Origin of the sequence: Pseudomonas sp. RA_105y_Pfl2_P56, assembly GCF_963970845.1 — a bacterium.
GTDB classification, from domain to species: domain Bacteria; phylum Pseudomonadota; class Gammaproteobacteria; order Pseudomonadales; family Pseudomonadaceae; genus Aquipseudomonas; species Aquipseudomonas baetica_A.
This window is the reverse complement of sequence record NZ_CAXAPL010000001.1, coordinates 43,615-69,975: the sequence shown is the minus strand read 5'-3', so window position 1 is coordinate 69,975 and position 26,361 is coordinate 43,615. Positions and strand designations below refer to the sequence as shown.

General features: G+C 59.1%; 20 protein-coding genes. 11 read left to right on the top strand and 9 right to left on the bottom strand.

What is annotated here, in order from left to right; all coding sequences use genetic code 11:
- The first annotated feature begins 181 nt into the window (after nt 1-181).
- Nucleotides 182-2,275, top strand: a complete 2,094-nt coding sequence (locus AACY11_RS00265; RefSeq protein WP_339431121.1) for an LTA synthase family protein — start codon at nt 182-184, stop codon at nt 2,273-2,275.
- A gap of 72 nt (nt 2,276-2,347) precedes the next feature.
- Here AACY11_RS00265 and AACY11_RS00260 read toward each other — a convergent pair whose 3' ends face one another.
- The gene (locus tag AACY11_RS00260; RefSeq protein ID WP_339431268.1) at nt 2,348-2,506 is read right to left on the bottom strand and encodes a DUF3309 family protein; all 159 of its coding nucleotides are present in this window, start codon (nt 2,504-2,506) and stop codon (nt 2,348-2,350) included.
- A 299-nt stretch (nt 2,507-2,805) separates the two neighbouring features.
- Between AACY11_RS00260 and AACY11_RS00255 the strand changes: the two genes are divergently transcribed.
- The 3 genes from AACY11_RS00255 (at nt 2,806) to csrA (ending at nt 4,343) form a co-directional block, all read left to right on the top strand.
- Entirely contained in the window at nt 2,806-3,621 is an 816-nt protein-coding gene (locus AACY11_RS00255; RefSeq protein ID WP_339431122.1) for an SDR family oxidoreductase, read from the top strand.
- 65 nt (nt 3,622-3,686) lie between these two features.
- Nucleotides 3,687-4,019, top strand: coding sequence for a YnfA family protein (locus tag AACY11_RS00250; protein WP_339431123.1), 333 nt, complete (start codon nt 3,687-3,689; stop codon nt 4,017-4,019).
- A 138-nt stretch (nt 4,020-4,157) separates the two neighbouring features.
- Nucleotides 4,158-4,343, top strand: coding sequence for a carbon storage regulator CsrA (gene csrA, locus AACY11_RS00245; protein WP_221729287.1), 186 nt, complete (start codon nt 4,158-4,160; stop codon nt 4,341-4,343).
- A gap of 5 nt (nt 4,344-4,348) precedes the next feature.
- Here the strand turns inward: csrA and AACY11_RS00240 are convergent, their stop codons facing one another.
- The 5 genes from AACY11_RS00240 to AACY11_RS00220 all read right to left on the bottom strand — a co-directional run bounded on the left by AACY11_RS00240 (nt 4,349) and on the right by AACY11_RS00220 (nt 11,214).
- Entirely contained in the window at nt 4,349-4,576 is a 228-nt protein-coding gene (locus AACY11_RS00240; RefSeq protein ID WP_003192759.1) for a YheU family protein, read from the bottom strand.
- 148 nt (nt 4,577-4,724) lie between these two features.
- Nucleotides 4,725-5,915 (bottom strand): osmoprotectant NAGGN system M42 family peptidase, encoded by a 1,191-nt coding sequence (locus tag AACY11_RS00235; protein ID WP_339431124.1) that lies wholly within the window; start codon nt 5,913-5,915, stop codon nt 4,725-4,727.
- A gap of 165 nt (nt 5,916-6,080) precedes the next feature.
- Nucleotides 6,081-7,829 carry an N-acetylglutaminylglutamine synthetase gene (ngg, locus tag AACY11_RS00230; RefSeq protein WP_339464835.1) on the bottom strand — a complete coding sequence of 583 codons (1,749 nt, stop codon included), beginning with the start codon at nt 7,827-7,829 and terminating at the stop codon, nt 6,081-6,083.
- Nucleotides 7,830-7,832: 3 nt separating this feature from the next.
- A complete protein-coding gene (locus AACY11_RS00225; protein ID WP_339493589.1) occupies nt 7,833-9,605 on the bottom strand; it encodes an N-acetylglutaminylglutamine amidotransferase in 1,773 nt (590 codons plus the stop codon).
- Between the two features lie 217 nt (nt 9,606-9,822).
- On the bottom strand, nt 9,823-11,214 hold the full coding sequence (locus AACY11_RS00220; protein ID WP_339493587.1) for a dermonecrotic toxin domain-containing protein: 1,392 nt from the start codon (nt 11,212-11,214) through the stop codon (nt 9,823-9,825).
- A 251-nt stretch (nt 11,215-11,465) separates the two neighbouring features.
- Here AACY11_RS00220 and AACY11_RS00215 point away from each other — a divergent pair, with 251 nt between their 5' ends.
- Complete coding sequence (locus AACY11_RS00215) at nt 11,466-16,301, top strand: NEL-type E3 ubiquitin ligase domain-containing protein (RefSeq protein WP_339493585.1); 4,836 nt, start codon at nt 11,466-11,468, stop codon at nt 16,299-16,301.
- A gap of 3 nt (nt 16,302-16,304) precedes the next feature.
- Here AACY11_RS00215 and mnmC read toward each other — a convergent pair whose 3' ends face one another.
- Entirely contained in the window at nt 16,305-18,284 is a 1,980-nt protein-coding gene (gene mnmC, locus AACY11_RS00210) for a bifunctional tRNA (5-methylaminomethyl-2-thiouridine)(34)-methyltransferase MnmD/FAD-dependent 5-carboxymethylaminomethyl-2-thiouridine(34) oxidoreductase MnmC (protein ID WP_339493584.1), read from the bottom strand.
- Between the two features lie 172 nt (nt 18,285-18,456).
- Between mnmC and pap the strand changes: the two genes are divergently transcribed.
- Together pap and AACY11_RS00200 are read left to right on the top strand one after the other, a co-directional pair.
- Nucleotides 18,457-19,971 (top strand): polyphosphate:AMP phosphotransferase, encoded by a 1,515-nt coding sequence (gene pap / locus AACY11_RS00205; protein WP_339431130.1) that lies wholly within the window; start codon nt 18,457-18,459, stop codon nt 19,969-19,971.
- 103 nt (nt 19,972-20,074) lie between these two features.
- Nucleotides 20,075-21,259: a thiolase family protein gene (locus tag AACY11_RS00200; RefSeq protein WP_339431131.1), complete on the top strand. Its 1,185-nt coding sequence runs from the start codon at nt 20,075-20,077 to the stop codon at nt 21,257-21,259.
- 65 nt (nt 21,260-21,324) lie between these two features.
- Here AACY11_RS00200 and AACY11_RS00195 read toward each other — a convergent pair whose 3' ends face one another.
- Nucleotides 21,325-21,519 (bottom strand): DUF6316 family protein, encoded by a 195-nt coding sequence (locus AACY11_RS00195; protein WP_339464831.1) that lies wholly within the window; start codon nt 21,517-21,519, stop codon nt 21,325-21,327.
- A gap of 213 nt (nt 21,520-21,732) precedes the next feature.
- Between AACY11_RS00195 and AACY11_RS00190 the strand changes: the two genes are divergently transcribed.
- Nucleotides 21,733-22,692 carry a DMT family transporter gene (locus AACY11_RS00190; protein WP_339493582.1) on the top strand — a complete coding sequence of 320 codons (960 nt, stop codon included), beginning with the start codon at nt 21,733-21,735 and terminating at the stop codon, nt 22,690-22,692.
- A gap of 104 nt (nt 22,693-22,796) precedes the next feature.
- Here AACY11_RS00190 and AACY11_RS00185 read toward each other — a convergent pair whose 3' ends face one another.
- Nucleotides 22,797-24,191, bottom strand: a complete 1,395-nt coding sequence (locus AACY11_RS00185; protein WP_339493581.1) for a class II fumarate hydratase — start codon at nt 24,189-24,191, stop codon at nt 22,797-22,799.
- A 194-nt stretch (nt 24,192-24,385) separates the two neighbouring features.
- Between AACY11_RS00185 and AACY11_RS00180 the strand changes: the two genes are divergently transcribed.
- The 3 genes from AACY11_RS00180 to trhO all read left to right on the top strand — a co-directional run bounded on the left by AACY11_RS00180 (nt 24,386) and on the right by trhO (nt 26,331).
- A complete protein-coding gene (locus tag AACY11_RS00180; RefSeq protein WP_339493580.1) occupies nt 24,386-24,907 on the top strand; it encodes a DUF2059 domain-containing protein in 522 nt (173 codons plus the stop codon).
- Between the two features lie 12 nt (nt 24,908-24,919).
- Nucleotides 24,920-25,213 carry a BolA family protein gene (locus AACY11_RS00175; RefSeq protein ID WP_339431136.1) on the top strand — a complete coding sequence of 98 codons (294 nt, stop codon included), beginning with the start codon at nt 24,920-24,922 and terminating at the stop codon, nt 25,211-25,213.
- Nucleotides 25,214-25,389: 176 nt separating this feature from the next.
- Complete coding sequence (gene trhO / locus AACY11_RS00170) at nt 25,390-26,331, top strand: oxygen-dependent tRNA uridine(34) hydroxylase TrhO (RefSeq protein ID WP_339464827.1); 942 nt, start codon at nt 25,390-25,392, stop codon at nt 26,329-26,331.
- Nucleotides 26,332-26,361 lie beyond the last annotated feature (30 nt).

Below are 26,361 nucleotides of genomic sequence, written 5' to 3'. Positions count from 1 at the left end.
GTCCCTGTCTGCCGCCGCTTTGAATGAAAGTGTCTGGTGGCGGGGCACTAATCAATGGCAATGGTGCCGGTGATCGTGCAACATTTGCGCACCGCGCACGCCCCGGGGTCTGGAATGACCAATAGAGGGCATGGCGCCGCTGTATTTTGCAACTTCAACTTCCAATGGGTCCTAAAACGACATGGCAATCCCGGACGCCCTGAATCAGCAGCGAGCTTCTGCTCGTCTACTGCAACCGACCGTCAAATCGCATCTGGCCTACACGCTGCTTTGTGCGCTGGTCATGATGGTGATGTTTTCCGTGCTGCGCCTCGCGCTGCTGGTCTACAACCGCGAAATGATCCTCGATACCCCGGTTTCGACGTTCCTTGAAGCTTTCGTCAATGGGTTGCGTTTCGACTTGCGCCTGGTGGTCTACGTTTGCGTTCCGCTGGTACTGGCGCTGTTCAGTGCCCGGGCCATGGCTGCGCGCGGATTTTTCCGTCTGTGGCTGACCCTCGCTTCGAGCATCGCCCTGTTCCTCGGTCTGATGGAGATGGACTTCTACCGTGAGTTTCACCAGCGCCTTAACGGTCTGGTGTTCCAATACGTGAAAGAAGACCCGAAAACCGTGATGAGCATGCTCTGGTACGGTTTTCCGGTGGTTCGCTATTTGCTGGCGTGGGGCGTCGGCACCGTGATCCTGACGCTGGCGTTCAAAGGCGCCGACCGAGCCACGCGCCCGCGCGGGCCTTTCAGTGGTGGCAGTGTCAGCACGCGTCAGGTCGCGCCGTGGTATACGCGCCTTGCGGTGTTCGTGGTCTGTCTGCTGATTTGCGTGGTGGCCGCCCGTGGCACTCTGCGTCAGGGCCCGCCGCTGCGTTGGGGTGACGTCTACACCACCAATTCGAACTTCGCCAACCAGCTCGGCCTCAACGGCACGTTGTCGCTGATCGCGGCGGCGAAGGATCGGATGGGCGAGGATCGCAACAACATCTGGAAAGCCACGCTGCCACAAGAGCAAGCGCAGAAAGTCGTGCGTGAGATGCTGGTCATGCCGGACGACAAACTGGTCGATGCCGATATCGCTGCCGTGCGCCGTGACTACATGCCGCCGGCGGACAAGACCCTGCCGATCAAAAACGTTGTCGTGATCCTGATGGAAAGCATGGCCGGTCACTCGGTCGGCGCGTTGGGCGCACCGGGCAACATCACGCCATACCTCGACAAACTGTCGAAGGAAGGTCTGCTGTTCGATCGCTTCTTCTCCAACGGCACGCACACCCATCAGGGCATGTTTGCCACCATGGCCTGCTTCCCGAACCTGCCGGGTTTCGAATACTTGATGCAGACCCCGGAAGGCAGCCACAAACTGTCCGGCCTGCCGCAGTTGCTCAGTGCACGCAAATTTGACGATGTTTACGTCTATAACGGCGACTTCGCCTGGGACAACCAGTCGGGATTCTTCAGCAACCAGGGCATGACCAACTTCGTTGGCCGTAACGACTTCGTCAACCCGGTGTTCTCCGATCCGACGTGGGGCGTGTCCGATCAGGACATGTTTGACCGTGGTCTGCAGGAGCTCAAGGCCCGCGAAAACGGCAAGCCGTTCTACGCATTGCTGCAAACCCTGTCCAACCACACGCCTTACGCCTTGCCGACACCGTTGCCGGTTGAGCGCGTCACCGATCGGGGTTCGCTGAACGAGCATTTGACCGCCATGCGTTACTCCGACTGGGCACTGGGCCAGTTCTTCGAGAAAGCGCGCAAAGAGCCGTACTTCAAGGAAACCCTGTTCGTTATCGTCGGCGACCACGGTTTCGGTAACGAGCGTCAGATTACCGAAATGGACTTGGGCCGCTTCTATGTACCGATGCTGATGATCGCCCCGGGCATCCAGGAGAAGTTTGGTACGCGTGACCACACCGTGGGTACGCAGATTGACATCGTGCCGACCATCATGGGGCGTCTGGGTGGCGAAGTGCGCCATCAGTGCTGGGGCCGTGACTTGCTCAACCTGCCGGAAGGCGACACCGGTTTTGGTGTGATCAAGCCGTCGGGCAGCGAGCAGACCACTGCCATCGTCACGGCTGACCAGGTTCTGGTGCTGCCGAAAGAGAAAGAAATGGCGCCGAAAATCTATCAGTACCATTTGGGCGCCAACCCGGGTGGGGAGATCATTGCGAATGCTCCGCGCACTGCCGAGTTGAAACTCAAACTTGAGGCGTTCCTGCAAACGGCGACCAAGAGCCTGATGGAAAACACCGCCGGTGTGGTCAGCGGCAAACCAGACTGATGCCCGCGCAATAAAACGCCACACAATAAAAAAGAGGCCCTGAAAAGGGCCTCTTTTTTTACGCTTGAATCGTTATATCCGACCGAGTAACAACAGTACCAACAGCACGACCAGCACAACGCCGATAATGCCGGATGGACCGTAACCCCAACTTCTGGAGTGCGGGAAGACCGGCAGGCCACCGATCAGCAACAGGACCAGGATAATGATAAGAATTGTGCCCATGTCAATTTCCTTGTTGATAACGTTCGAGAAGTCTTGGTGTTCTGGTCGACTGGAGACTCAGTAATTCCAGGCGGCTTATAAATTCCGACTGGTGCGAATGAAAGAAGATTCAATGTTTTTTTAATGTATTTGGATCGCTTGCTTATTTCCTTTTCCCCTTGCGAAAGTTCAGAACTTAGTCCCTCCCAACGAATCAAACGCGCCACGGTTTTTCCCTACCATTCAGCAATCTGATGGAGCGAGGCTGGCGGCACATCCTTCGCTACACTGCGCGCATCTTCCCCGGAACAACAAGGCTGTCTGCTATGCAAAATCGCATGATGATCACTGGCGCGGGCTCAGGCTTAGGTCGCGAAATCGCGCTGCGCTGGGCGCGTGAAGGCTGGCAACTGGCCTTGTCCGATGTCAGCGAACCCGGCCTGCAAGAAACCCTGAAACAGGTGCGCGAGGCCGGCGGCGACGGTTTTATTCAGCGCTGCGATGTGCGTGATTACAGCCAGCTCACCGCGTTTGCTCAGGCGTGCGAAGAGAAACTCGGCGGCATCGACATCATCGTCAATAACGCCGGTGTGGCCTCGGGTGGGTTCTTCAGCGAATTGTCGCTGGAGGACTGGGACTGGCAGATCGCAATCAACCTGATGGGCGTGGTCAAGGGCTGCAAGGCGTTTCTGCCGTTGCTTGAGCAAAGCAAGGGCAAAATCATCAACATCGCCTCCATGGCGGCGTTGATGCAAGGCCCGGCCATGAGCAACTACAACGTGGCCAAGGCCGGCGTGGTGGCGTTGTCGGAAAGCCTGTTGATTGAACTGGCGCAACAGGAAGTCGGTGTGCATGTCGTCTGCCCGTCATTCTTCCAGACCAACTTGCTTGATTCCTTCCGTGGGCCGACCCCGGCGATGAAAGCGCAGGTTGGCAAGTTGCTGGAAAGTTCGCCGATCAGCGCAGCGGACATCGCTGACTACATCTATCAACAAGTGGCCGCAGGCGAGTTCATGATCCTGCCTCACGAACAGGGCCGGATGGCCTGGGCGATCAAGCAGAAGAACCCGCAACTGCTCTACAACGAAATGATCACCATGGCCGACAAAATGCGCGCCAAGGCCAAGCAGAACAACGGGTGAAACTTGCCTGAAGGGGGGACGCGTCGTTAGGGTGGCGGCAATGGTCATCCTGTCGAGACGCGTCAATGCTCAATTACTTGTGGTTCTTGCTCGCGGCGCTGTTTGAAATCGCCGGTTGTTTCGCCTTCTTCATGTGGCTGCGTCAAGGCAAAAGCGCTCTGTGGGTGATCCCGGCGCTGCTCAGTCTGACGCTGTTCGCCCTGTTGTTGACCCGTGTCGAAGCGGCCTATGCCGGTCGCGCCTATGCCGCTTATGGCGGGATCTACATTGTGGCTTCGATTGGCTGGCTGGCCGTGGTGGAGCGGGTTCGTCCACTGGGTTCGGACTGGATTGGTGTGGCGTTGTGTGTGATCGGTGCGAGCGTGATTCTATTCGGGCCGCGGTTTTCTGCCGCTTGAACGGATGGTTTTGTGGGAAGTATCTGACAGCCCTGCGCTTGAGGGGGTGTAGGGCAAGACTGATTTGCCGATCATGCATTGTGGGGCGCAGGCAAGCCGCGCATCTTCAGCGTTCGCTAACCCTGAAGGACGAATCTCATGCTTGTACTCAGCCGTGTCGTCGGTGAGTTGATCTCAATCGGTGACGACATTTCCCTGCGCGTTCTGTCCGTGAACGGTTCCAGTGTGCGCTTTGGCGTCGAGGCGCCGCAGAACGTCAATGTGCACCGCGCGGAGGTCTACGAACGGATCCAGCGTCAGCAGGCCAGGCAAAAGGCCCGCTGAGGGTTTCAGTCGAACAGGTGCTTGGGCACGTCGTGCTTGAGCATCAACTGGCACTGCTCGCTTTCCGGATCGAAGACGATCAGCGCCTGGCCTTTGGTCAACGCCTGACGCACACGCAGCACACGGGTTTCCAGCGGCGTGTCGTCGCCATTGTCGGTACCGTCGCGGGTGACGAAATCCTCGATCAGGCGAGTGAGGGTGTCGACTTCAAGAGCGTCGTAGGGGATGAGCATGGGCACCTCGGCTAAATCAATGTCGGGATGCTACGGCGATTGATGTTTGGCTGCCAGTTTTGTGTTGCCTGCGCCGGCCCTTCGTGAGCAAGTCCGCCCCCAGAGTGAAACGTATTCCAACGGTGGGAGCGGTCCGGGCACCATGGATTTAACTGTCCGAACGTTGCCCTACCAGACTGTCCACCGACGGCACGCGCGTATCACTCTCCATTTGCGTTTCATGCTCGATCTGATGACTGAAGCGATCAAGCGACGCATTGGCCGGCGCCGCATCGCTGGCGAACACCGGAGGACTCAGAATGTAAGCCCCCAGCAGCCGACTAAGTGCCGCCAGACTGTCGATGTGCGTGCGCTCATAACCGTGCGTCGCATCGCAGCCAAAGGCGAGCAGGGCGGTCCGGATGTCATGGCCGGCGGTCACCGCCGAATGCGCGTCGCTGAAGTAATAGCGGAACAGGTCACGGCGCACCGGCAACTCGTTTTCGCTGGCCAGACGCAGCAAATGTCGTGACAGGTGATAGTCGTAAGGCCCGCCGGAATCCTGCATCGCCACACTCACTGCGTGCTCGCTGGAGTGCTGCCCCGGCGCGACCGGCGCAATGTCGATGCCGACGAATTCGCTGACGTCCCACGGCAATGCCGCCGCTGCGCCGCTGCCGGTCTCTTCGGTAATGGTGAACAGCGGGTGACAGTCGATCATCAGTTCCTGGCCGCTGTCGACGATGGCTTTGAGTGACGCCAGCAACGCCGCAACCCCCGCTTTGTCATCCAGGTGACGAGCGCTGATATGGCCGCTTTCGGTGAATTCCGGCAGCGGATCGAACGCCACCACGTCGCCGACGCAGATGCCCAGCGATTCGCAGTCAGCCTTGGTCGCGCAATAGGCGTCCAGACGCAACTCCACATGATCCCAACTGATGGGCATCTCATCCACGGCCGTGTTGAACGCGTGCCCGGAGGCCATCAGCGGCAACACGCTGCCGCGAATCACGCCGTTGTCGGTAAACAGACTGACGCGACTGCCTTCGGCGAAACGGCTCGACCAGCAACCGACCGGGGCGAGGGTCAGGCGACCGTTGTCTTTGACGGCGCGCACAGCGGCGCCGATGGTGTCCAGGTGCGCCGAGACCGCGCGGTCAGGGCTGTTTTTCTTGCCCTTGAGCGTCGCGCGGATGGTGCCACGACGGGTCATCTCGAAGGGAATGCCGAGTTCCTCCAGACGTTCGGCGACGTACCGCACGATAGTGTCGGTGAAGCCGGTGGGGCTGGGAATGGCAAGCATTTCCAGCAGGACTTTTTGCAGGTAGTTGAGGTCTGGTTCGGGAATTTGGAGGGTCATGGAAACTCCTGATGGGTTGAGCACATCGATGGTTTCGATGAGGAGAATTTGGGCTGCCTGATCTGGCCTGATCGCTGGCAGGCCAGATCCCACAGGTTGTGAGATGACCACAAAACCTGCGGGAGCGGGCTTGCTCGCGAACGCGTCAGTCGAGGCGCCGTATCATTACGAGTTGGCCGGCTGACTGTGCGGAAACAGCAAATCGACAAACCGCTCGGCTGTCGGTTGCGGCTCATGGTTGGCCAATCCGGCACGCTCGTTGGCTTCGATAAACACGTACTCCGGCTGATCCGCCGCCGGCACCATCAGATCGAGGCCGACCATCGGAATGTCCAGTGCCCGCGCTGCGCGTACCGCTGCATCGACCAGCGTCGGATGCAGAATCGCCGTGACGTCTTCCAGCGTGCCACCGGTGTGCAGATTGGCCGTACGCCGCACAAACAGCGACTCGCTCGCCGCCAGGATGCTGCTGTAGTCATAACCGGCCGCGTGCAAGGTGCGCTGGGTTTCGTGGTCCAGCGGGATTTTGCTTTCGCCGCTGGTGGCCGCCTGCCGGCGCCGACTCTGGGCTTCGATCAGCGCGCCAATCGAGTGATGGCCATCACCGACCACCTCGGCCGGACGACGAATCGCCGCCGCGACGACTTCAAAACCGATCACCACAATCCGCAGATCCAACCCTTCGTGAAAGCTTTCCAGAAGCACCCGGCTATCAAACTGTTTCGCCGCTTCGATGGCCTGCTGCACCTCTTCAATGCTCTGCAAATCCACCGCCACACCTTGGCCCTGTTCACCATCAAGCGGCTTGACCACTACCCGCTGGTGCTCATCGAGAAACGCCAGGTTGTCGTCGGCGTTGCCCGCCAATTGTTGCGAAGGCAGGTTGAGCCCCGCCGCCTTCAACACTTTGTGGGTCAGGCTTTTGTCCTGGCACAGGCTCATGCTGATGGCGCTGGTCAGGTCGCTCAACGATTCGCGACAACGCACGCGGCGCCCGCCGTGACTGAGGGTGAACAGTCCGGCATCGGCGTCGTCCACCTGCACATCGATGCCGCGACGGTGCGCCTCCTCGACAATGATCCGCGCATACGGATTGAACTGCGCTTCAGGCCCAGGTCCCAGGAACAGCGGCTGATTGATGCCGTTCTTGCGCTTGATGGCGAAGGTGGAGAGATTGCGAAAACCGAGTTTGGCGTAGAGGCTTTTCGCCTGACGGTTGTCATGCAGCACCGACAGGTCCAGATAGCTCAGGCCGCGACTCATGAAGTGTTCGATCAAGTGCCGCACCAGCACTTCGCCGACGCCGGGGCGCGAGCATTGCGGATCCACCGCCAGGCACCACAGGCTGCTACCGTTTTCCGGGTCCTTGAACGCTTTGTGATGGTTCAGGCCCATGACGCTGCCGATCACGGCGCCGCTGTCTTCATCCTCGGCCAGCCAGTAAACCGGGCCGCCCTGATGATGCGGGGTTAGCCGTTGGGCATCGATCGGCAACATGCCGCGCGCCTGGTATAGCTGATTGATCGCCTGCCAGTCTGCCTCGCTTTGCGCGCGACGAATGCGGAAACCACGAAACACGCGGGTCGCTTGGCGGTAGTCGCTGAACCACAGGCGCAAGGTGTCGGAAGGGTCGAGAAACAACTGCGTCGGTTCGAGGCCGAGGATCTGTTGCGGTGCGGCAACATACAGCGCGATATCTCGCTCGCCTTGTTGCTCGTTGAGCAGCTCCTGAGCCAGCGTTGCCGAGTCAGGAAAGGTGTGGCCGATCAGCAACCGGCCCCAGCCGCAATGCACCGCAATCGGATCGGCGGCCAGTTCGCTGCCGTCCTCGGCCAGCCGCGCCTGCAAACGTTCATAGGACGGAGTCTGACCGCGCAACAGGCGCTGGCTGTAAGCCGTGGCGTGGGGTTTCATCGATCAGATTCCTTGTTCACTGAGCCACAGGTTCAGGGCCGCCAGTTGCCACAGCTTCGAACCACGCAACGGCGTCAGTTGGCCTTGTGGGTCAGTCAGCAATTTGTCGAGCATGGCCGGGTTGAACAGACCGCGATCCTGACTCGGATCAAGCAACAGTTCACGCACCCAGTTCAACGTGTCGCCTTGCAAATGCTTGAGGCCCGGCACCGGGAAGTAGCCTTTTTTGCGGTCGATCACTTCACTCGGGATGACCCGGCGTGCCGCTTCCTTGAGCACTTGTTTGCCACCGTCAGGCAGCTTGAACTGGCCGGGAACCCGCGCCGACAGTTCGACCAGTCGATAATCGAGAAACGGCGTTCGCGCCTCCAGACCCCAGGCCATGGTCATGTTGTCGACGCGTTTGACCGGGTCGTCCACCAGCATCACCGTGCTGTCCAGACGCAGGGCTTTGTCCACGGCGGCATCGGCACCGGGTTGTGCAAAATGTTCTTTCACGAAGTCACCGGCAGCGTCGTTGGCGGTCAGCCATTTCGGTTGCACGGTGGCGGCGTAGTCGTCATAGCTGCGGTCGAAAAACGCCTCGCGATAGGCCGCGTAAGGATCGGCCGCACCGTCCACTTGCGGGTACCAGTGATAACCGGCGAACAACTCGTCGGCACCCTGGCCGCTCTGCACAACCTTGCAGTGCTTGGCCACTTCACGCGACAGCAGATAGAACGCGATGCAGTCGTGGCTGACCATCGGTTCGCTCATGGCGCGAAACGCCGCAGGCAATTGTTCGATGATCTCTTTTTCGTCGATACGCAACTGATGGTGCTGAGTGCCGTAGTGTCTGGCGATCAGATCCGAATACTGAAACTCATCCCCGCGCTCGCCACCGGCATCCTGAAAACCGATGGAGAAGGTCGACAGGTTCTCCACGCCCACTTCACGCAACAGACCGACGAGCATGCTCGAATCAACGCCGCCGGACAGCAGCACGCCGACATCCACCGCCGCACGTTGGCGGATCGCCACGGCGTCGCGGGTGCTGTCGAGTACGCGATCGGTCCAGTCTTCGAGGGTGAGGTTTTTCTCGTCCTCGTGTGGGCCGTAGGGCAGGGTCCACCAGGTTTTCTGTTCGGTGCTGCCATCGGCTTCAACGCGCATCCAGGTGGCGGGCGGCAGTTTTTCAATGCCGGCCAGCAGGGTACGTGGGGCCGGTACCACGGCGTGGAAATTCAGGTAGTGGTTGAGCGCCACCGGATCGAGGATCGGGTTGATGTCGCCGCCCTTGAGTAGCGCCGGCAAGGCCGAGGCAAAGCGCAGGCGCTGACCGGTGCGCGACAGGTACAACGGCTTTACGCCGAGACGGTCACGGGCGATGAACAAGCGCTGTGCATCGCGCTCCCAAATGGCGAAGGCAAACATGCCGTTGAGTTTGGGCAGCAGCGCTTCTCCCCAGGCGTGATAGCCCTTGAGCAGCACTTCGGTGTCGCCACCGGAATAGAAGGCATAGCCCAGCGCTTCGAGTTCGGTCCGCAGTTCGGGGAAGTTGTAGATTGCGCCGTTGAAGGCCAGAGACAGGCCTAATTGGCTGTCGATCATCGGCTGCGCCGAGCCGTCCGACAGGTCCATGATTTTCAGGCGACGATGGCCCAGGGCAATCGGCCCTTGTGCGTGGAAGCCCCACGCGTCGGGGCCACGAGGGGCCAGGTGATGGGTGATTCGCTCAATGGCTGCAAGGTCTGCAGGTTGATGATCAAAGCGTAACTCGCCAGCTAATCCGCACATAAAGTCCTTACCGGTTTTTCCGTTGGGGAGGGGTCAAGCAGTACTACTCAATAAAACAGGGTACTCGGAAACTGACCCCCCTCGTTAAGTGGAGTTTTAGAACGATAAGTTATAAGGCTGATTTTGACGCTATCGCTGCCGCGTAATAGGCGGGCGTTGATTCTTCGCCGCTTGCGGATAATTGGACGGATTTTCGACAATTTTTTTTGAATAATTGTCAGTCGGCGTCCACCGGCAAGCCGTGTTGTTCGGCATCAGGCGGGGACAATCGCTTTTTCAGATCCAGCAGCCGTGACAGGGCGTTGTACTTCTCGATGGCGGTCCAGCTTCCCAGACCGGCGAACACGGAGGCCAGCAATTCATCCGTGGCGTAAGTGCGCAAGCGCTTGCTGAAATCATGGGTTGGGCTGACGGATAGTCGTCCTTTCTCAGGCAGGGTATGCGCTTTGCGCCTATTGGCGTAGGCGGGTTCGTTGACATTGGCGAGCGGCACCGCAATGTCCCTGGCATCCGCGGACAATTTATCCAGATAGCGATCAAAGAAATGTTTGTACAGCCCTTTCTTTAGCGGGATAAACGTTATGTCGTTGACAAACGAAATGCTATTCAGGTCCATTGCCTCTATTTCATTTTTTTCGGTATTGGTTAGTTGAGAGACGAGGCGTGTCCGGAATTTTTTATTGGTCAGGAAGTTGATGGAGAATCGGTATTTTGTCTGGTCTTCGTTGTCGTCCTGGTAAAAGCCGTCACCCGGGTCGTTGGGTATGTATACGATGTTATGGTCTATTGGTGATTGATCGGTCCGACGGCAGGTGATCAGAACGGCATCTGTGGTGTACTTGCCAAATAACTGTATCGAATGCAGTTTTATTTTACCGTTATTGATGTTGTCGCCAGTGTAAATATCCCTGTTGCCTTTTGTCAGACTCAGCACGGTGAGAAGCCGGTTCAAAGGGAAGTCGGTTTTTTTAAAGTATTTCTCATAGGCGCTGAGTTTCATGTTGAATTTGTGCAGGCGTGTGCCGATCAGCTCAATGTTTGAAACTTTAAACGTTCTGGCGATATGTTTCTGGTATTGGCCTCCCAGATCCAGATTGCGACTTAGAGCCGCAAACTCTTGTGCCGATACCCTGATCGCGTCAGGGTCGTCAACGGTTGACTGGCCAAGGATGTCCAAAATCTCGCTGTCATTCGAGAAGTAACCGGGAGCCGCTTCTTCGTCGGTGAAGTTCAGCATCGCCGCCTGCAGCAGGGTACAGGTATATGACTCACCGTCCGCAGAGTTTGCAGGCGTGAGTCTGATGTTGTCGTTGATGCCGAATCGTGTCCCATGGGTTTGTAGCAGTTCACTGCGAAGTTCGCGTCTGCAGAAACTTTCCGGTGTCTCCAGCTTGCCTGCCAATTCATCAATATAAGTCTGGTAGGGCAGCGCTTCATCGAGCGTTGCGCGCAAGGCGGCCAGCCTCGTGGGATCTTCTTTTGCCATACCGTGGGTAATGAAACGTTGCACGGCAGTTGCCTTGTCCTCAATCTGGACGGCATCGGAAATGTTTGCGCTGGCATCAACGTCCGATACCGTGGTGGGCGAGTTGTTTGTTGGTAAAGTCATGCGGGAAGTCCCTTTCGTAAATGAGATGTCATGTTAGGTGAGTTTGTCGTGATGAAAACAGTTTTATTATTGAATGGTTTTGGGTGTGTTTTCGGTTGGTATTTGAATGTTTGATATACATATGTATTGCACGATTTTGTGTGGTCTGTGTTTGCTGTAATGTGATTAACCTGCGTCGGAGTCTTCTGTTTTAATTCCAAGTGGATGTGGATAAGGTTAACGCTCAAGCCTGCAATAAAGGACTATTGCCGATGACCACCACACAGAATAAATCCGCACCGCGTGCGCCGACTCAGAATGAAGTGCTCAGCGTTTTGCTGGAAGCCACAGGAGACCTGGACAACGCCGAGGCGCTGCACAAGAGCCTGCCCGCAATGCTGCTTAACAGTGCGACCAGCACGCTGGTCGCGCTCGATCAAACCGCGCGAGACCTGCTCACGATCCAACTCAAGGTCGAGAAGGATCTGCTCAAGCTCAAACCTCTGAATGCCTTTTGTATTGCTGAGTTGACCCGCGCGCTGAAAGCCAAGTGGCCGGCGGTCTTCGATGTTGAAAAAGATCTGCTGAGTTTGCCGGGGGTTGAGTGTGGTTGCTCGCCAGCCTCGACCGACCCAGAGGGCATTCAAACCTTTCCACATGCCACGCAGACATTGCTGCAAGCGGCGATGCAGAATTTCACCGAAGACGAGGAAACCGACAACTACCCCGAAGGCAGTCAGGTGCGGGTGAGCAGCGTACCGTCGGGCGTGGCCGGATTGACGCCGGCGTCGTTCGCCAAATTCTGTCGCGAACTGGACCTGGGCAAGCGCTATCAGGCGCATTTTCAGCAGGTGTTCGGCCTGGTGGACGACGCCGGTAAAGTGACGGCCACCCGTCCGATGACCCGCGACATCGCTGCGATGAAGAAACTTCTGCTGCAACTGGACATGTATCTGGCCGCAATCAGCCAGCACATCACACCGGCTGGCCTGCAGATCGTGCAGAGGCTGATCGCCGCTGACGGCGTGGTCTCGGCGAAAACCCTGCACTACAGCAATCGTCCATTAATGATGCACGGCATCGAGGTGCTCGACAGTTGCATCTGGGGGGTTGTGGTGTTTGCAGTCCGGTCGATCGAGTTATACCCAAACGAATGGTGTCTGGTGTACATGGCTAACGAGCCCGAGAGGCCGCTGTATGAGTACTCGAGTTTCACTGCGTTCAAGCAATACCTCACGCAAAAGCTGAGTGACAAGCGCTACCAGGACTACTTCGCCAACAGCATTGATGAAGATGACAAGGCAGACTTCTTCAAGACCTTCGCCGACACCGCCGATTTGGGCCACATCAGGCAGTTGCCCATTGCAGTGCCGCTGTTCGAGTTCATGGTGCAAAGCCATGTCGGCAAGATGCAGATCGACGCCCGCAAACTCGCCGTACCGACGGCCGATATTGATGAGGATGTGCGACGCAAGCGCTTGCTGGGTTTTCTGGAACTGGGTGTGAGCATTGCGACGGTGGCGGGTTTCTTCGTGCCGGTTGTCGGTCAGTTGATGATGGGTGTCGCGGTTGGCCAACTTCTGGCGCAAGTGTATGAGGGGGTCGAGGACTGGCAGCGGGGCGACCAGCAGGAGGCGCTGTCGCATCTGCTCAGCGTGGCGCAAGACATTGCGCTGATGGGCGTGTTCGCGGGTGGACAGAAGGCGGTGGGCACGCTGGGACGCAAGCTGGTTCGGGCCCATCCGGAGTTTTTCGGGCAGTTCACCGCGATTCTGGATTCGGCCGGTAAACCGCGCCTTTGGAAGCCAGATCTCACCCCGTATGAACATCGGCTGCCAGCCGGTATCACGATGGCCGATGACTCCGTCGAGTTGCATCCGCTCAAGGAAAAAACCGTCGGCCGGGTCGACTATGGGATGTTCTCCGGGTCACTCGATCCGGACACGAAGGTCTGGCATCTGGATCATCCCGAGCGCCCGAAAGCCTATGCTCCCGGGCTTGAGCAACACGTCGAGGGCGGCTGGCGTCTGGCGGCTGAGGATGCCGAAACGTGGAATAGCGCTCCCTACACCCTCAAGCGTATCGATCCGCGTCTGAGTGAGTTCCCGGATACGGATCTGGACATGATTCGCCGAATCAGCGAGATCTCCCACGATCAATTGCACCGGGTTTTTAACGATAATCTGGCCTTGCCTGCCCGGTTACGCGACACCGTGGAACGCCTGCGGATCGAGCGCCAGTCAAGCCAACTCATCACTGAGCTTGAGCGTGGGGAAGTTCACGCAGGTCAACCTTCGCAGGAACAACTGCACGGCTTGCCGCAGTTGCCAGGCTGGCCGACAGGCCGGTACATCGAGGTCAGCGATAGCGAAGGAGACGTCACGGCAACCTATCCCGCGACCAACACCCGCGTCCCTGCGCTCAGTGTGCAGGTCACGCAAGAGCAATTGGCCGCAGGGCAGTTGTTGCAGTCGGTGATCGATGGCCTGTCCCTGCGCGAGGTTGAAGCCATGCTGGGGGGCAAGGTCAGTGCCGGCTCGCAAAAGCCAGCGTTGGCGAAGAAACTGGGAGCCTTGTTCAGGGCTGAGCGTCGATCGGTTTTCGATCGTATGTATCAACGCTACGACCAGAGTGAGGCTGACGAGGTCAAGACATTACGCAGCGTGTTCGCCGACATTCCTGCGCGTTATGCTCAGCGCCTGATTGACCAGGCGCCGAGTGTCGAGCGTCTGCATTTGCGCTCAACCGGGCGCGTGCCTTTGCGCCTGGCGCAGAGAGTCCGCAAGGCCTCTGCCGCCGTGCGCCTTGACCGTGCCCTGAGCGGTTTGCTCGTGTCGCAGGTCGCCAATGCCGATAGTGAAAAACTGGCGATCCAGTTACTGCCCCGTTTGAGTGGCTGGGACCCGAATCTGCGCCTGACGTTGCGGGACAAGACGCTGAACGGGCCGGTACTGGAAGCCATCGGTAACGAAGCGGCGACGCCTTTGAAGACCTGCACACTGGTCAAGTCCAGTGGCGGCTACGAAGCCTTCACTGGCGACGGTAAATCCCTGGGGCGTGTGGCGTCGGAGCCAGACAACCTGTATGCCGCGATCCTCAAGGCACTGCCGTCGGCTCAGCGTACAACCGCAGGTTTTGCTGACCCGGTGATCGCCGACAGTGCCCGATTGCGCAGCCAGTTACTGAACATTGCGCTGGACGAACGTGAGGCCAGTGCCCGGGTATTGACCACCGGCAAGTTCGAGCCGCTGGTCTCCGACCCCCCCTGCATTCAGGGCGATCATGCAATGCCTGAATCACCTCATCCACGCGCGTTATTACGTAAGGTGAGAAGGCTCTATCCCGGCTTTACCGAGGCGCAGGCCAGTGAGTTCATTGATCGGTCGGGCAATGATCCGCTGACCCGCGCTACACGGGTGAAAGGTTTGCGCCGTGATCTGGAGCAACTGCGCAAGGTGCTCGAAGTCTGGACGCAGGATCAGGCAGGCATGACGTTGATGGGGGAGGATTTGCGTGAAGTGCGGCACAGCCGCAAGACGGCGGCAGAGATGATCGAGGATGGGTTTCGGCGGCTTTTTCTGGCCACCGATGAAAGCGGAAAATCGATCTGTGTATTGAATCTTGACGGGATGCGGGTGGGGACGTTGCCCACGCTCCCGCCGGGGTTGAACTTCGATCATATCCAGCAGTTGTCGCTCAAGAACATGGAGCAGGGCGACGACCTGGTTTATTTCCTCAAGTCATTCAAGCACGCCGAGTCTGTGGACCTCGACGGCAACGCACTCACGCGCCTGCCTGAGGTGTTGTCGCACATGCCTGATCTGACCCGGGTGAGTCTGGCGGGTAACCGGATCAAACTGACCGAACATACACTGGTGAAGCTTGCCAACCTGCGCACACTGCACTCCCTGAATCTGAACAGTAACCCGCTGGGGGCGACCCCGGAGGTGGGCAAGATGTTTGATTTGCGTTCCCTGTGTCTGCGCGACACCCGCGTCACCGAGTTGCCCAAAGGTCTTGAACGCCTGCCACATCTGGATTGGGTCGATCTGCGTGAAAATCAGATCAAGCAGCTACCGGATTGGTTATTCAAGACCTCGCGACGTTTCAGCGAGGCGCTGGACCTGCGCGGTAATCCCTTGTCGTTAGCCAGCAGGACTCACCTGGCGGACTATCGAAACAATGTGGGTGTCGGTATGGGCTATCTGGAGAACGATAACGCGCGTCTCGATGAACAGAAGGCGCGCTCGCTGTGGTTCGAGGGCGGCGCCGGAGGGGACTGGGCCCAGCGTGACCGGATCTGGACCTTATTCAAGGAGGATCCCCGGGCCGAGGGCCTGTTTCATTTACTGGCGGAGCTGGGCAATACCGCCGACTCCGAAAAAGTCGCCAAAGACACCTGTCGACGTGTCTGGGCGGTGCTTGAAGCCGCCGAAACCGATGCAATCCTGAGTGAGCAAGTGTTCGACCTGGCCGCCAACCCGATCAATTGCACGGACAGCGCAGCCGTCAACTTCAGCCAGCTCGAACTCGCTGTGGAAGTCAACAAGATCACCAGGCTTGCCGGTGGCCGAGTGACCTCTGTACACCCGTTGCTCAAACTTGGTCGAGGCCTGTTTCGGCTGGACAAGCTGGATCAGATTGCCCGTGAGCATGCGCTTAACGATACCAGTGCTGATCCGCTGGAGGTGAACCTGGCTTATCGCATCGGACTGGCCGAAGAGTTCGATCTGCCGGGACAGCCGCGTCATATGCGTTTTGCCATCCTGGGCGGGGTGACCGAAGCCAATCTGGAGACTGCCAGGAACAGGATCAGTGTCGCTGAGCTGTCGTCCGAATGGCTGACGTTCCTGCTGCGTCAGCCGTTCTGGTGCGAGTACTTGAAGCGCACGTATCCCAGGCAATTCGCGAGCCTGGAGGAAACCTTTCCGGCGCGGCTGGACGCGGTGTTCGAACAGGCGAGCAAACTCTCCACGGCCGATTACCTGAACCAGATGGACGTCATCAGGCTCGAACGGGAGCAGGCCGAAGAGGCTGTGCTCAAGCGCCTGACGGGAGAGGCCATTCGCTTGGGGGATCTGGGCCTCTGCGCAATGCCCGATGCTTGAGGTCTATTTGCCGCGAATCAGTTGGCGCAATACGAAACGGTTGGGGTGACAGGCCTCGGCCACGCTTCTTGGCAAGGGCAACGGTTCGTCGTTCAGCCAGGCGGCGAGCAGTTCGCCAGACAGCGGCGCGGTGATCAGACCGCGTGAACCGTGGCCGCTGTTGACGTATAGACCGTCGAGCCACGGGCAGGCGATGTCCGGTACTTGCCGGGCATCCTTGCTCAGCGCCGCGTACGCGTGAATGAACGCCGCGCGGTCGGCGAGCGGGCCGACAATCGGCAGGTAGTCGGGACTGGTGCAGCGCAAGGCGGCGCGGCCTTGAAGGGTTTCGACCGCCTGTTCGCTGATGTGCAGGCGAGAGACCAGATCGCTGGAAATCTCTTCTAGCATCGCCAGATTACCTTGGTGTTCGGCGGTGGTCGGGGTCAGGTCGTCGCTGTTGAAATCGAAGCTGGCACCGAGGGTGTGTTCACCCCGTCGCGCGGGGGCGACGTAGCCTTCGGCACACACCACCGTCGTCAACGCCTGGCTTTGTTCAGTCTGCGCCAGGCGGGTGATCTGCCCGCGAATGCGCTTGAGTGGCAGCTCGGCGCTTTGCGCAAAACGCTTGATCTCGGCAGCACCGGCCAATACCACGACAGGCGCGCTGGCAAGCAAGCGGTCGCCGTCGAAGGCTTGCCACTGATCATCGACCTTGCGCAGTTCCAGCGCCTCACGGTGGCTGAGCAGTTCGATGTTCGGTTGTGTGGCCTGCGCCTGGCACAGCGCGGGCGGATGCACCCAGCCACCCTCGGGGTAGTACAAACCGCCGTGGTCCAGGCCGACACCGGCGCGGGCCTGCGCCTCGGGCTGATCGAGCCACTGCAACAGATCCTCCGGGAACGCCGCGGCCAACTGCGCGTGGCGCTCGGCTTCCTTGGCATTGAACGCCAGTTGCAGCACGCCGCAATCGTCCCAGTCGGTGCCCCGTTGCAGGCTTTCGAGCAGGCGTCGGGTGTAACCGAAGCCGCTGATGATCAGTTGCGATAACGCCGTGCCATGGGCCGACAGTTTCAGATACAGCACGCCTTGCGGATTGCCCGAGGCTTCTTGTGCCACGGCCTCGTGGCGCTCCAGCAAACTCACTTTCCAGCCGCGTGACGCGAGGCTCGCCGCGGTGGCACAACCGGCAAGACCTGCGCCGATCACCAGTGCCCGACGTTCACCGGACGTGGGGGCGGGGCGCGCGAACCAGGGTTTTTCCGGGGCAGGCGGGGCCACCTCCGACGGCCAGCCGAGGAACTCGCCGCGCAGGATTTCCCATTTGTGCCCGATGCCCGGCGTGCGCTTCATTTTGAAGCCGGCGGCGTTGAGCAAACGCCGCACCCAACCGGTGCTGGTGAACGTGCTGATGGTCGAGCCTGGCGCCGCCAGCCGAGCCAGTTCAGCGAACAGTTCGGCGGTCCACATCTGCGGGTTTTTCGCCGGGGCGAATCCGTCGAGAAACCACGCATCGATCTGAGCGTCCAGTTGCGGCAATTGCTCCAGCGCATCGCCGATCAGCAGCGTCAATGTCACTCGGCCATTGGCCAGTGTGATGCGCTGGAAGCCCTGATGGATCGCCACGTAATGGGTCAGCAATTGATCAGCCAGCGGCTTGAGTTCTGGCCACAACGCCAGGGCGCGTTTCAGATCGGCCGGGCTCAACGGGTATTTTTCGACGCTGACAAAATGCAGTCGGGCACCGACAGGGGCGTGTTGCTCGAACAACTGCCAGGCGCAGAGAAAATTCAGCCCGGTGCCGAAGCCCGTTTCACCGATGGCCAGATGTCCATGTGCTGGCAACGCAGTAAAACGTTCGGCCAGACGGTTCTGTTCGAGGAACACATAGCGGGTTTCATCCAGACCTGACTGGTCGGAAAAATACACGTCATCAAACACTCGCGAACGCGGGCGTCCCTGTTCATCCCAGTCGAGTTGGGCGTGGGGCAATACGGCTTTCATGGCAGGCTCGGCAACGACAAGGTCGCCATTCTAGCCGATCGCGCGCAGGGTGCTTGATCCGTGGCAAGGCTTGGCGCCGACGACTCGATGACAATCCGCCGCCCGCGGGAATTTCTGCGCCGTCCTTGTGCCCAATCCGCTAGTCTTGCTCAATCCTGGAAGGAGCTGTCCTATGTTCGAATCCGCTGAAATCGGTCACGCCGTCGACAAAGAAACCTATGAGGCCGCCGTCCCGGCGCTGCGCGAAGCGTTGCTCGATGCCCAGTTCGAGTTGCAGCAGCAAAAGCGTTTCCCGGTGATTGTCTTGATCAACGGCATCGAAGGCGCGGGCAAGGGCGAGACGGTCAAGTTGCTCAACGAATGGATGGATCCACGGCTGATCGAGGTGCGTACGTTCGATCAGCAGACCGATGAAGAGCTGGCCCGACCTCCGGCGTGGCGTTACTGGCGGATGCTGCCGGCCAAGGGGCGGATGGGGATTTTCTTCGGTAACTGGTACAGCCAGATGTTGCAGGGACGGGTGCATGGCCTGTTCAAGAACCCGCGTCTGGATCAGGCGATCGGCGCCGCCGAGCGTCTGGAAAAAATGCTCTGCGATGAAGGCGCGCTGATCTTCAAGTTCTGGTTTCACCTGTCCAAGAAGCAGATGAAGGCGCGGCTCAAAGCCTTGGCCGACGACCCGTTGCACAGTTGGCGGATCAGCCCGCTGGACTGGCAGCAATCGCAAACCTACGACAAGTTCGTCAAATACGGCGAGCGCATATTGCGCCGTACCAGTCGCGACTACGCGCCATGGCATGTCATCGAAGGCATGGACGCCAACTATCGCAGTCTGGCGGTTGGCAATATTCTGCTTGAGGGGCTGCAAAACGCGTTGAAGCGTTCGCAGATTCATGCCCAGGAGGTCAACGCAGCGCCGCTGGGCGCCCCCGTCGATCATAAGGGTTTGCTCGACAGCCTCGATCTTACCCAGCGTCTGGAAAAGGAAGATTACGAGGAGCAACTGATCACCGAACAGGCGCGGCTGTCCGGGCTGATGCGTGACAAGCGTATGCGCCGCCATGCGCTGGTGGCCGTGTTCGAAGGCAACGATGCCGCGGGCAAGGGCGGGGCGATTCGGCGGGTCGCGGCAGCGCTTGATCCACGCCAGTACAACATCGTGCCGATTGCCGCACCGAGCGAAGAGGAGCGGGCGCAACCTTATTTGTGGCGTTTCTGGCGGCATTTGCCGGCGCGCGGCAAGTTCACCGTGTTCGACCGTTCCTGGTACGGCCGGGTGCTGGTGGAGCGCATCGAAGGTTTTTGTACCCCGGCCGACTGGCTGCGTGCTTACGGTGAAATCAATGACTTTGAAGAGCAGATCGCCGATGCCGGGGTGATCGTGGTCAAGTTCTGGCTGGCCATCGACAAGGACACGCAAATGGAGCGCTTCCAGGCGCGGGAAGCGATCCCGTTCAAGCGCTTCAAAATCACCGAAGACGACTGGCGCAACCGCGACAAGTGGGACGAGTACCGCACCGCAGTCGGTGACATGGTTGATCGCACCAGTACCGAGATCTCCCCATGGACGCTGGTCGAGGCCAACGACAAACGTTGGGCGCGGATCAAAGTATTGCGCACCATCAACCGTGCGCTGGAAGAAGCGTTCGAGAAATCCGACAAACACGCGAAAAAGCACAAGGACTGAGCCAATAGATCCGCATACGCGAGGTGAATGATTGTCGCGGTCGTTGATGCGGTGGACTTATGCTCAGGTCCACTCTCAACCGACCACAACAATGAGGTATGCCATGCGTGAAGTGGTGATCGTCGACAGCGTCCGGACTGGCCTGGCCAAATCCTTTCGCGGCAAGTTCAACCAGACCCGCCCCGATGACATGGCGGCCCATTGCGTCAACGCATTGCTGACGCGTAACGACGTCGACCCGGCCAGTGTCGAGGATTGCATCGTCGGTGCCGGCTCCAACGAAGGTGCCCAGGGTTACAACATCGGCCGCAACGTAGCGGTGCTCTCGCGTCTGGGCACTGGCACCGCCGGCATGACCCTCAATCGTTTCTGCTCCTCCGGGTTGCAGGCGATTGCAATGGCTGCCAACCAGATCGCTTCAGGTTGCAGCGACATCATCGTTGCCGGCGGCGTCGAGTCGATCAGCCTGACGATGAAAAGCGTCAACACCGATCACCTGATCAACCCGTTGCTCAAGCAACAAACGCCGGGCATCTATTACACGATGGGTCAGACCGCTGAGGTGGTGGCACGGCGGTATGGTGTCAGCCGTGAAGCGCAGGATCGCTATGCCCTGCAAAGCCAGTTGCGCACCGCGCAGGCTCAGGCGGCCGGGCTGTTCGACGATGAAATCGTACCGATGTCGGTCAAGTATCGCGTCGAAGACAAGAACAGCGGTGATGTGCAGATCCTCGATGGCATCGTGGATCGTGACGATTGCAACCGCCCCGACACCACCTATGAAAGCCTCGCAGGCCTCAAGCCTGTGTTTGCCGAAGACGGTTCGGTGACGGCGGGCAACTCGTCGCAACTGTCCGACGGTGCCTCGATGACGCTGGTGATGAGTCTGGAAAAAGCCCTGCAACTGGGGCTCAAGCCGAAAGCGTTTTTCCGTGGCTTCACCGTGGCCGGTTGCGAGCCCGACGAGATGGGCATTGGCCCGGTGTTCTCGGTGCCCAAACTGCTCAAAGCCAAGGGCTTGCAGGTGGCTGATATCGATTTGTGGGAACTCAACGAGGCGTTTGCGTCGCAATGCCTGTACAGCCGTGACCGGCTGGAAATCGACAACGAGAAATACAACGTCAATGGCGGCTCGATTTCCATTGGTCACCCGTTCGGCATGACCGGGTCGCGGCAGGTCGGCCACCTGGTGCGTGAGTTGCAGCGGCGTGACCTGCGTTACGGCATCGTCACCATGTGCGTGGGCGGCGGGATGGGCGCGACGGGGTTGTTTGAGGCGGTGCGTTAAGACAGTTAGAGGGTGTTCACCACACAACCCTGTGGCAGGCTTGCTCGCGAATGACGTGACTCGGTTTATGTGTCGCAGCTCATAAGCTGCATTCGCGCAATGTAAGCCTGTATTTCTTTGTCTATCTGTTCAGTGCTCTCGAACGGCCCCTCAAGGGTATTTTCCCGAGTGCTGAAGAACAGTTCACCGTTGACCCGACACACCCGGTCGCTGCGAAAGTGTGTGGCAGGGGCGGGGTCTTGCCTACGCATGCCCAACATGACGGGGCTCCTTGAGGGTTCTTGTCGGCCAAGTGATTCAAAAAGCTTATGCCTGAATCACTTGGGCCGCCCGCTCAGCCGATCAACGGGGGCGCGTCAATTTATTACGGCGACCTGCACAGTTTTATTCGCGCCCAGGCCCCAACTGTCCCTGTGTCGCCGTCGGTGGCGCGCCTAGAATGAGGACTCTCGTCAGCAGGCCTTGAGGTTCGCATGCACATTTCATCCGGTCGCTGGGTTTACGGTTTATGCCTGGCGCTGCTGACTGCGTTTCTATGGGGCATCCTGCCGATCAAACTCAAACAGGTGTTGCAGGTGATGGACCCGATCACCGTGACCTGGTTTCGCTTGCTGGTGTCCGGCGGGTATCTGTTCATTTATCTGGCCTCGGTCAAGCGGCTGCCGAGCCGCAAGGTGCTGGGCCCCAAGGGTGGCTGGTTGGTGCTCATGGCGGTACTGGGGCTGGTGGGTAACTACGTGTTGTACCTGACGGGGCTGAATCTGCTCAGTCCCGGCACGGCGCAACTGGTGGTGCAGATGGGGCCGATCATGCTGCTGATCGCCAGTCTGTTTGTGTTCAAGGAACGCTTCAGCATCGGCCAGGGGATGGGGCTGGCGGTGTTGCTGGTCGGTTTTGTGTTGTTCTTCAATCAGCGATTGGCCGAACTGCTGACCTCGCTGTCGGACTACACCGCTGGCGTATTGCTGGTGTTGCTGGCGTCGACCGTCTGGACTTTTTACGCGTTGGGCCAGAAGCAATTGCTGACGGTGTGGAATTCGCTGCAGGTCATGATGGTGATTTATCTGTTCTGCGCGTTGCTGCTCACCCCTTGGGTGCATCCGCTCGAGGCGCTGCAACTGAGCCCGGTGCAGCGCTGGTTATTGCTGGCGTGCTGCATGAACACGCTGATCGCTTATGGCGCGTTCGCTGAAGCGCTGGCGCACTGGGAGGCGTCGCGGGTCAGTGCGACGTTGGCGATTACACCGCTGGTGACGTTCGGGGCGGTCGCGATAGCGGCCGGGTTATGGCCGCAGTATGTGCATGCCGAGCAGATCAATGCCCTGGGCTATGGCGGGGCGGTGCTGGTCGTGCTCGGTTCGGCGCTGGTGGCGTTGGGGCCTTCATTGATTGCCGGGTTCAAGGCACGGCGGATGAAGATGGCAGCCAGCTAAACGGCGTCATCGTTCTTCGCGAGCCAGCCGGATCCCACAAGGAAATGCATTCCAATGTGGGAGTGGGCTGGTTCGCGAAGCTTATTTTTCAAACGCTACAAGGCTTAGCCCTTGGCCCCCGCCTCGATCATGTTTTCCGGCCGCACCCACGCATCGAACTCTTCATCCGTCAGATAACCCAGCGCCAGCGCCGCTTCACGCAGGGTCAGTCCCTCGTTGTAGGCCTTCTTGGCGATTTCCGCCGACTTGTCGTAACCGATGTGCGGGTTCAGCGCGGTCACCAGCATCAGCCCCCGTTCCAGATGTCTGGTCATGACCTCGGCATCCGGCTCGAGCCCGGCAATGCAATGCTGCTGGAAGTTGCTGCAGCCATCGCCCAGCAGGCGGATCGATTGCAGCAGGTTGTGGATGATCACCGGTTTGAACACGTTCAGTTGCAAGTGGCCCTGGCTGGCGGCAATGCCGATCGTCACGTCGTTGCCCAATACCTGACAGGCGAGCATCGACAACGCCTCGCACTGGGTCGGGTTAACTTTGCCGGGCATGATCGAACTGCCCGGTTCGTTGGCAGGCAAGCGCACTTCAGCCAAACCGGCACGCGGCCCTGAGCCCAGCAGACGCAGGTCATTGGCGATTTTCATCAGCGCCACGGCGAGGGTTTTCAGCGCGCCGGAAAGGCTGGTCAGTGGTTCGTGGCCAGCAAGGGCGGCAAACTTGTTTGGCGCGGTGACGAAAGGCAGACCGGACAGCGCCGCCAGTTCTGCCGCAATCGCCTCGCCAAAACCATGGGGTGAGTTGAGCCCGGTACCCACCGCAGTGCCGCCTTGCGCCAGCTCGCACACTGCCGGCAGCGCGGCGCGGATCGCCCGTTCGGCGTAATCCAATTGCGCGATAAAACCGGACAACTCCTGGCCGAAGGTGATCGGCGTGGCATCCATCATGTGCGTGCGGCCGGTTTTCACCAATTTCATGTGCCGCGCCGACAGTTCCGCAAGGCCGCCGGACAGCTCGGCAATCGCCGGCAGCAATTGCTCCTGCACGGCCTTCACCGTGGCGATGCTCATGGCGGTGGGGAAGCAGTCGTTGGAGCTTTGCGAGCGATTGACGTGATCGTTGGGGTGCACCGGCGTTTTGCCGCCGCGCGGGTTGCCAGCCAGTTCGTTGGCGCGACCGGCGATCACCTCGTTGACGTTCATGTTGCTCTGGGTGCCGCTGCCGGTCTGCCAGACCACCAAAGGAAACTGGTCGTCATGCTGGCCGTCGAGCACTTCGTCGGCGGCTTGCTCAATCAAACGGGCGATGTCGGCGGGCAGGTCGCCGTTGCGGTCGTTGACGCGGGCGGCGGCTTTTTTGATCAGGGCCAGGGCATGCAATACCGGCAGTGGCATGCGTTCCTGACCGATGGCGAAGTTGATCAGCGAGCGTTGCGTTTGAGCACCCCAGTAGGCGTCGTCCGGGACTTCGATCTGGCCCAGGCTGTCGGTTTCGATACGGCTCATCGTGCACACTCCTGTTGGTCTGTTTGCGCAGTTTAGGCCGGCTTCGGCCCGGGTGGTTCCCTCTAACCGATTGTTGACCGGTAAAACCCGGTCAATCCAGTGTGGCAAGGGCCGGGGGGTTGAGCCGCAGCGATTGTTAGGCGCAGAATGAGCGCCCTTGGGGTTTTACCTCGCTTAGCTGAAAAGGAAACTCGATGACTCGTCTTTGTGCCATCTGTACCGCGGTAGCACTGGTTTGCGCCAGCGGCCAGGTGCTTGCCGATACCGCCAGCCACAACGCCAGTGCCGAAGCTTTCCTGACCCTGGCGCACGCTGACAAACTGGGCACTCCGGTTTACATGCAGGTTCAGCAGATGTTCGCCCAGCGCTTTGAACAGACCAAGGCCCCGGAATCCAAGAAAGCCACGCTGGAAACCTACCAGGCCAAGGCCAACGCAGCCCTGGATCAAGCCATTGGCTGGAAAAAGCTCAAGCCGGACATGGTCAAGCTCTACACCAGCAACTTCAGCGAATCCGAGCTCAAAGACCTGGTAGCGTTCTATCAGTCGCCGCTGGGCAAAAAAGTCCTGGAAAAAATGCCGCAACTGACCCAGCAATCGGCCCAGATGACTCAGGCCAAACTGGAAAGCGCAGTGCCTGTCGTCAACAAACTGCTGGAAGACATGACCAGCGAGCTGGCACCGAAAGGCGCTGCTCCGGCCAAGAAAAAGCCGTAAGCGGAGTTCGCGATGACCATGCAACAACGCATCGAATCAACGCTGGGCCTGTTACAGCCTGAGCATCTGCAAGTACTGGATGAAAGCCACATGCACAGTCGCGGGTTGCAGACCCACTTCAAGGCTGTGGTGGTCAGTGCGCAGTTCGAAGGCCTGAACCGGGTCAAGCGCCACCAGAAAATCTACGGCACGCTCGGCGAGTTGATGGGCGAGTTCCATGCGTTGGCGCTGCACACCTATACCCCACAGGAATGGGCAGAGATTGGCGCCGCCCCGGCGTCGCCGACCTGTGCTGGAGGAGGGTAGCTATACGCTTCAAGCAGCAAGCTGCAAGTTAACGGCGCCTTGTTCATGGCTGGCCGCTTGAAGCTAGCCGCTCGAAGCTGCTTTTTTGTTAGAATCCACAACGCGCCGCTCACCCGGCGCGTTTTTTTTCGCATCCGGTTCACCCTTTGCGAGGGTAGCCACCTGGAGAAATACCCATGACACAACCGATTGTCGTGGCGGCACTGTATAAGTTCGTCACCCTCGAAGATTACGTCAACCTGCGCGAGCCACTGCTGCAAGCGATGGTCGACAACGGCATCAAAGGCACACTGTTGATCGCCGAAGAAGGCATCAACGGCACGGTTTCCGGTACTCGCGAAGGCATCGACGGCCTGCTCGCCTGGCTCAAGAATGACCCGCGCATGATCGACATCGATCATAAAGAATCGTACTGCGACGAGCAGCCGTTCTACCGTACCAAGGTCAAGCTCAAGAAAGAGATCGTCACCCTCGGTGTCGAAGGCGTCGACCCGAACAAAAAAGTCGGTACTTACGTTGATCCGCAAGACTGGAACGCGTTGATCAGCGACCCTGAAGTGCTGTTGATCGACACGCGCAACGATTACGAAGTGTCGATCGGCACCTTCGAAGGTGCCATCGATCCGAAAACCACCAGTTTTCGCGAATTCCCCGACTACATCAAAGAACACTTCGATCCGGCCGTACACAAGAAGGTCGCGATGTTCTGCACCGGCGGTATCCGCTGCGAGAAAGCCTCGAGCTACATGCTCGGCGAAGGTTTCGAAGAGGTTTACCACCTCAAGGGCGGCATTTTGAAGTACCTCGAAGAGGTGCCGCAGGAAGAAACCAAGTGGCAGGGCGACTGCTTTGTATTCGACAACCGTGTGACCGTGCGTCACGACCTCAGCGAAGGCGACTACGATCAATGTCATGCCTGCCGCACGCCGGTCAGCGTTGAAGATCGCGCCAGCGAGCATTACGTCGCCGGCGTCAGTTGCCCGCATTGCTGGGACACGCTGAGCGAGAAAACCCGCCGCAGCGCCATCGATCGGCAGAAGCAGATCGAACTGGCCAAGGCCCGCAACCAGCCGCACCCGATCGGCTACAACTACAAGCAAGCATCCACCGAGGCTTAACCATGTCTGCGCGCCTGCTCTACGTGATGG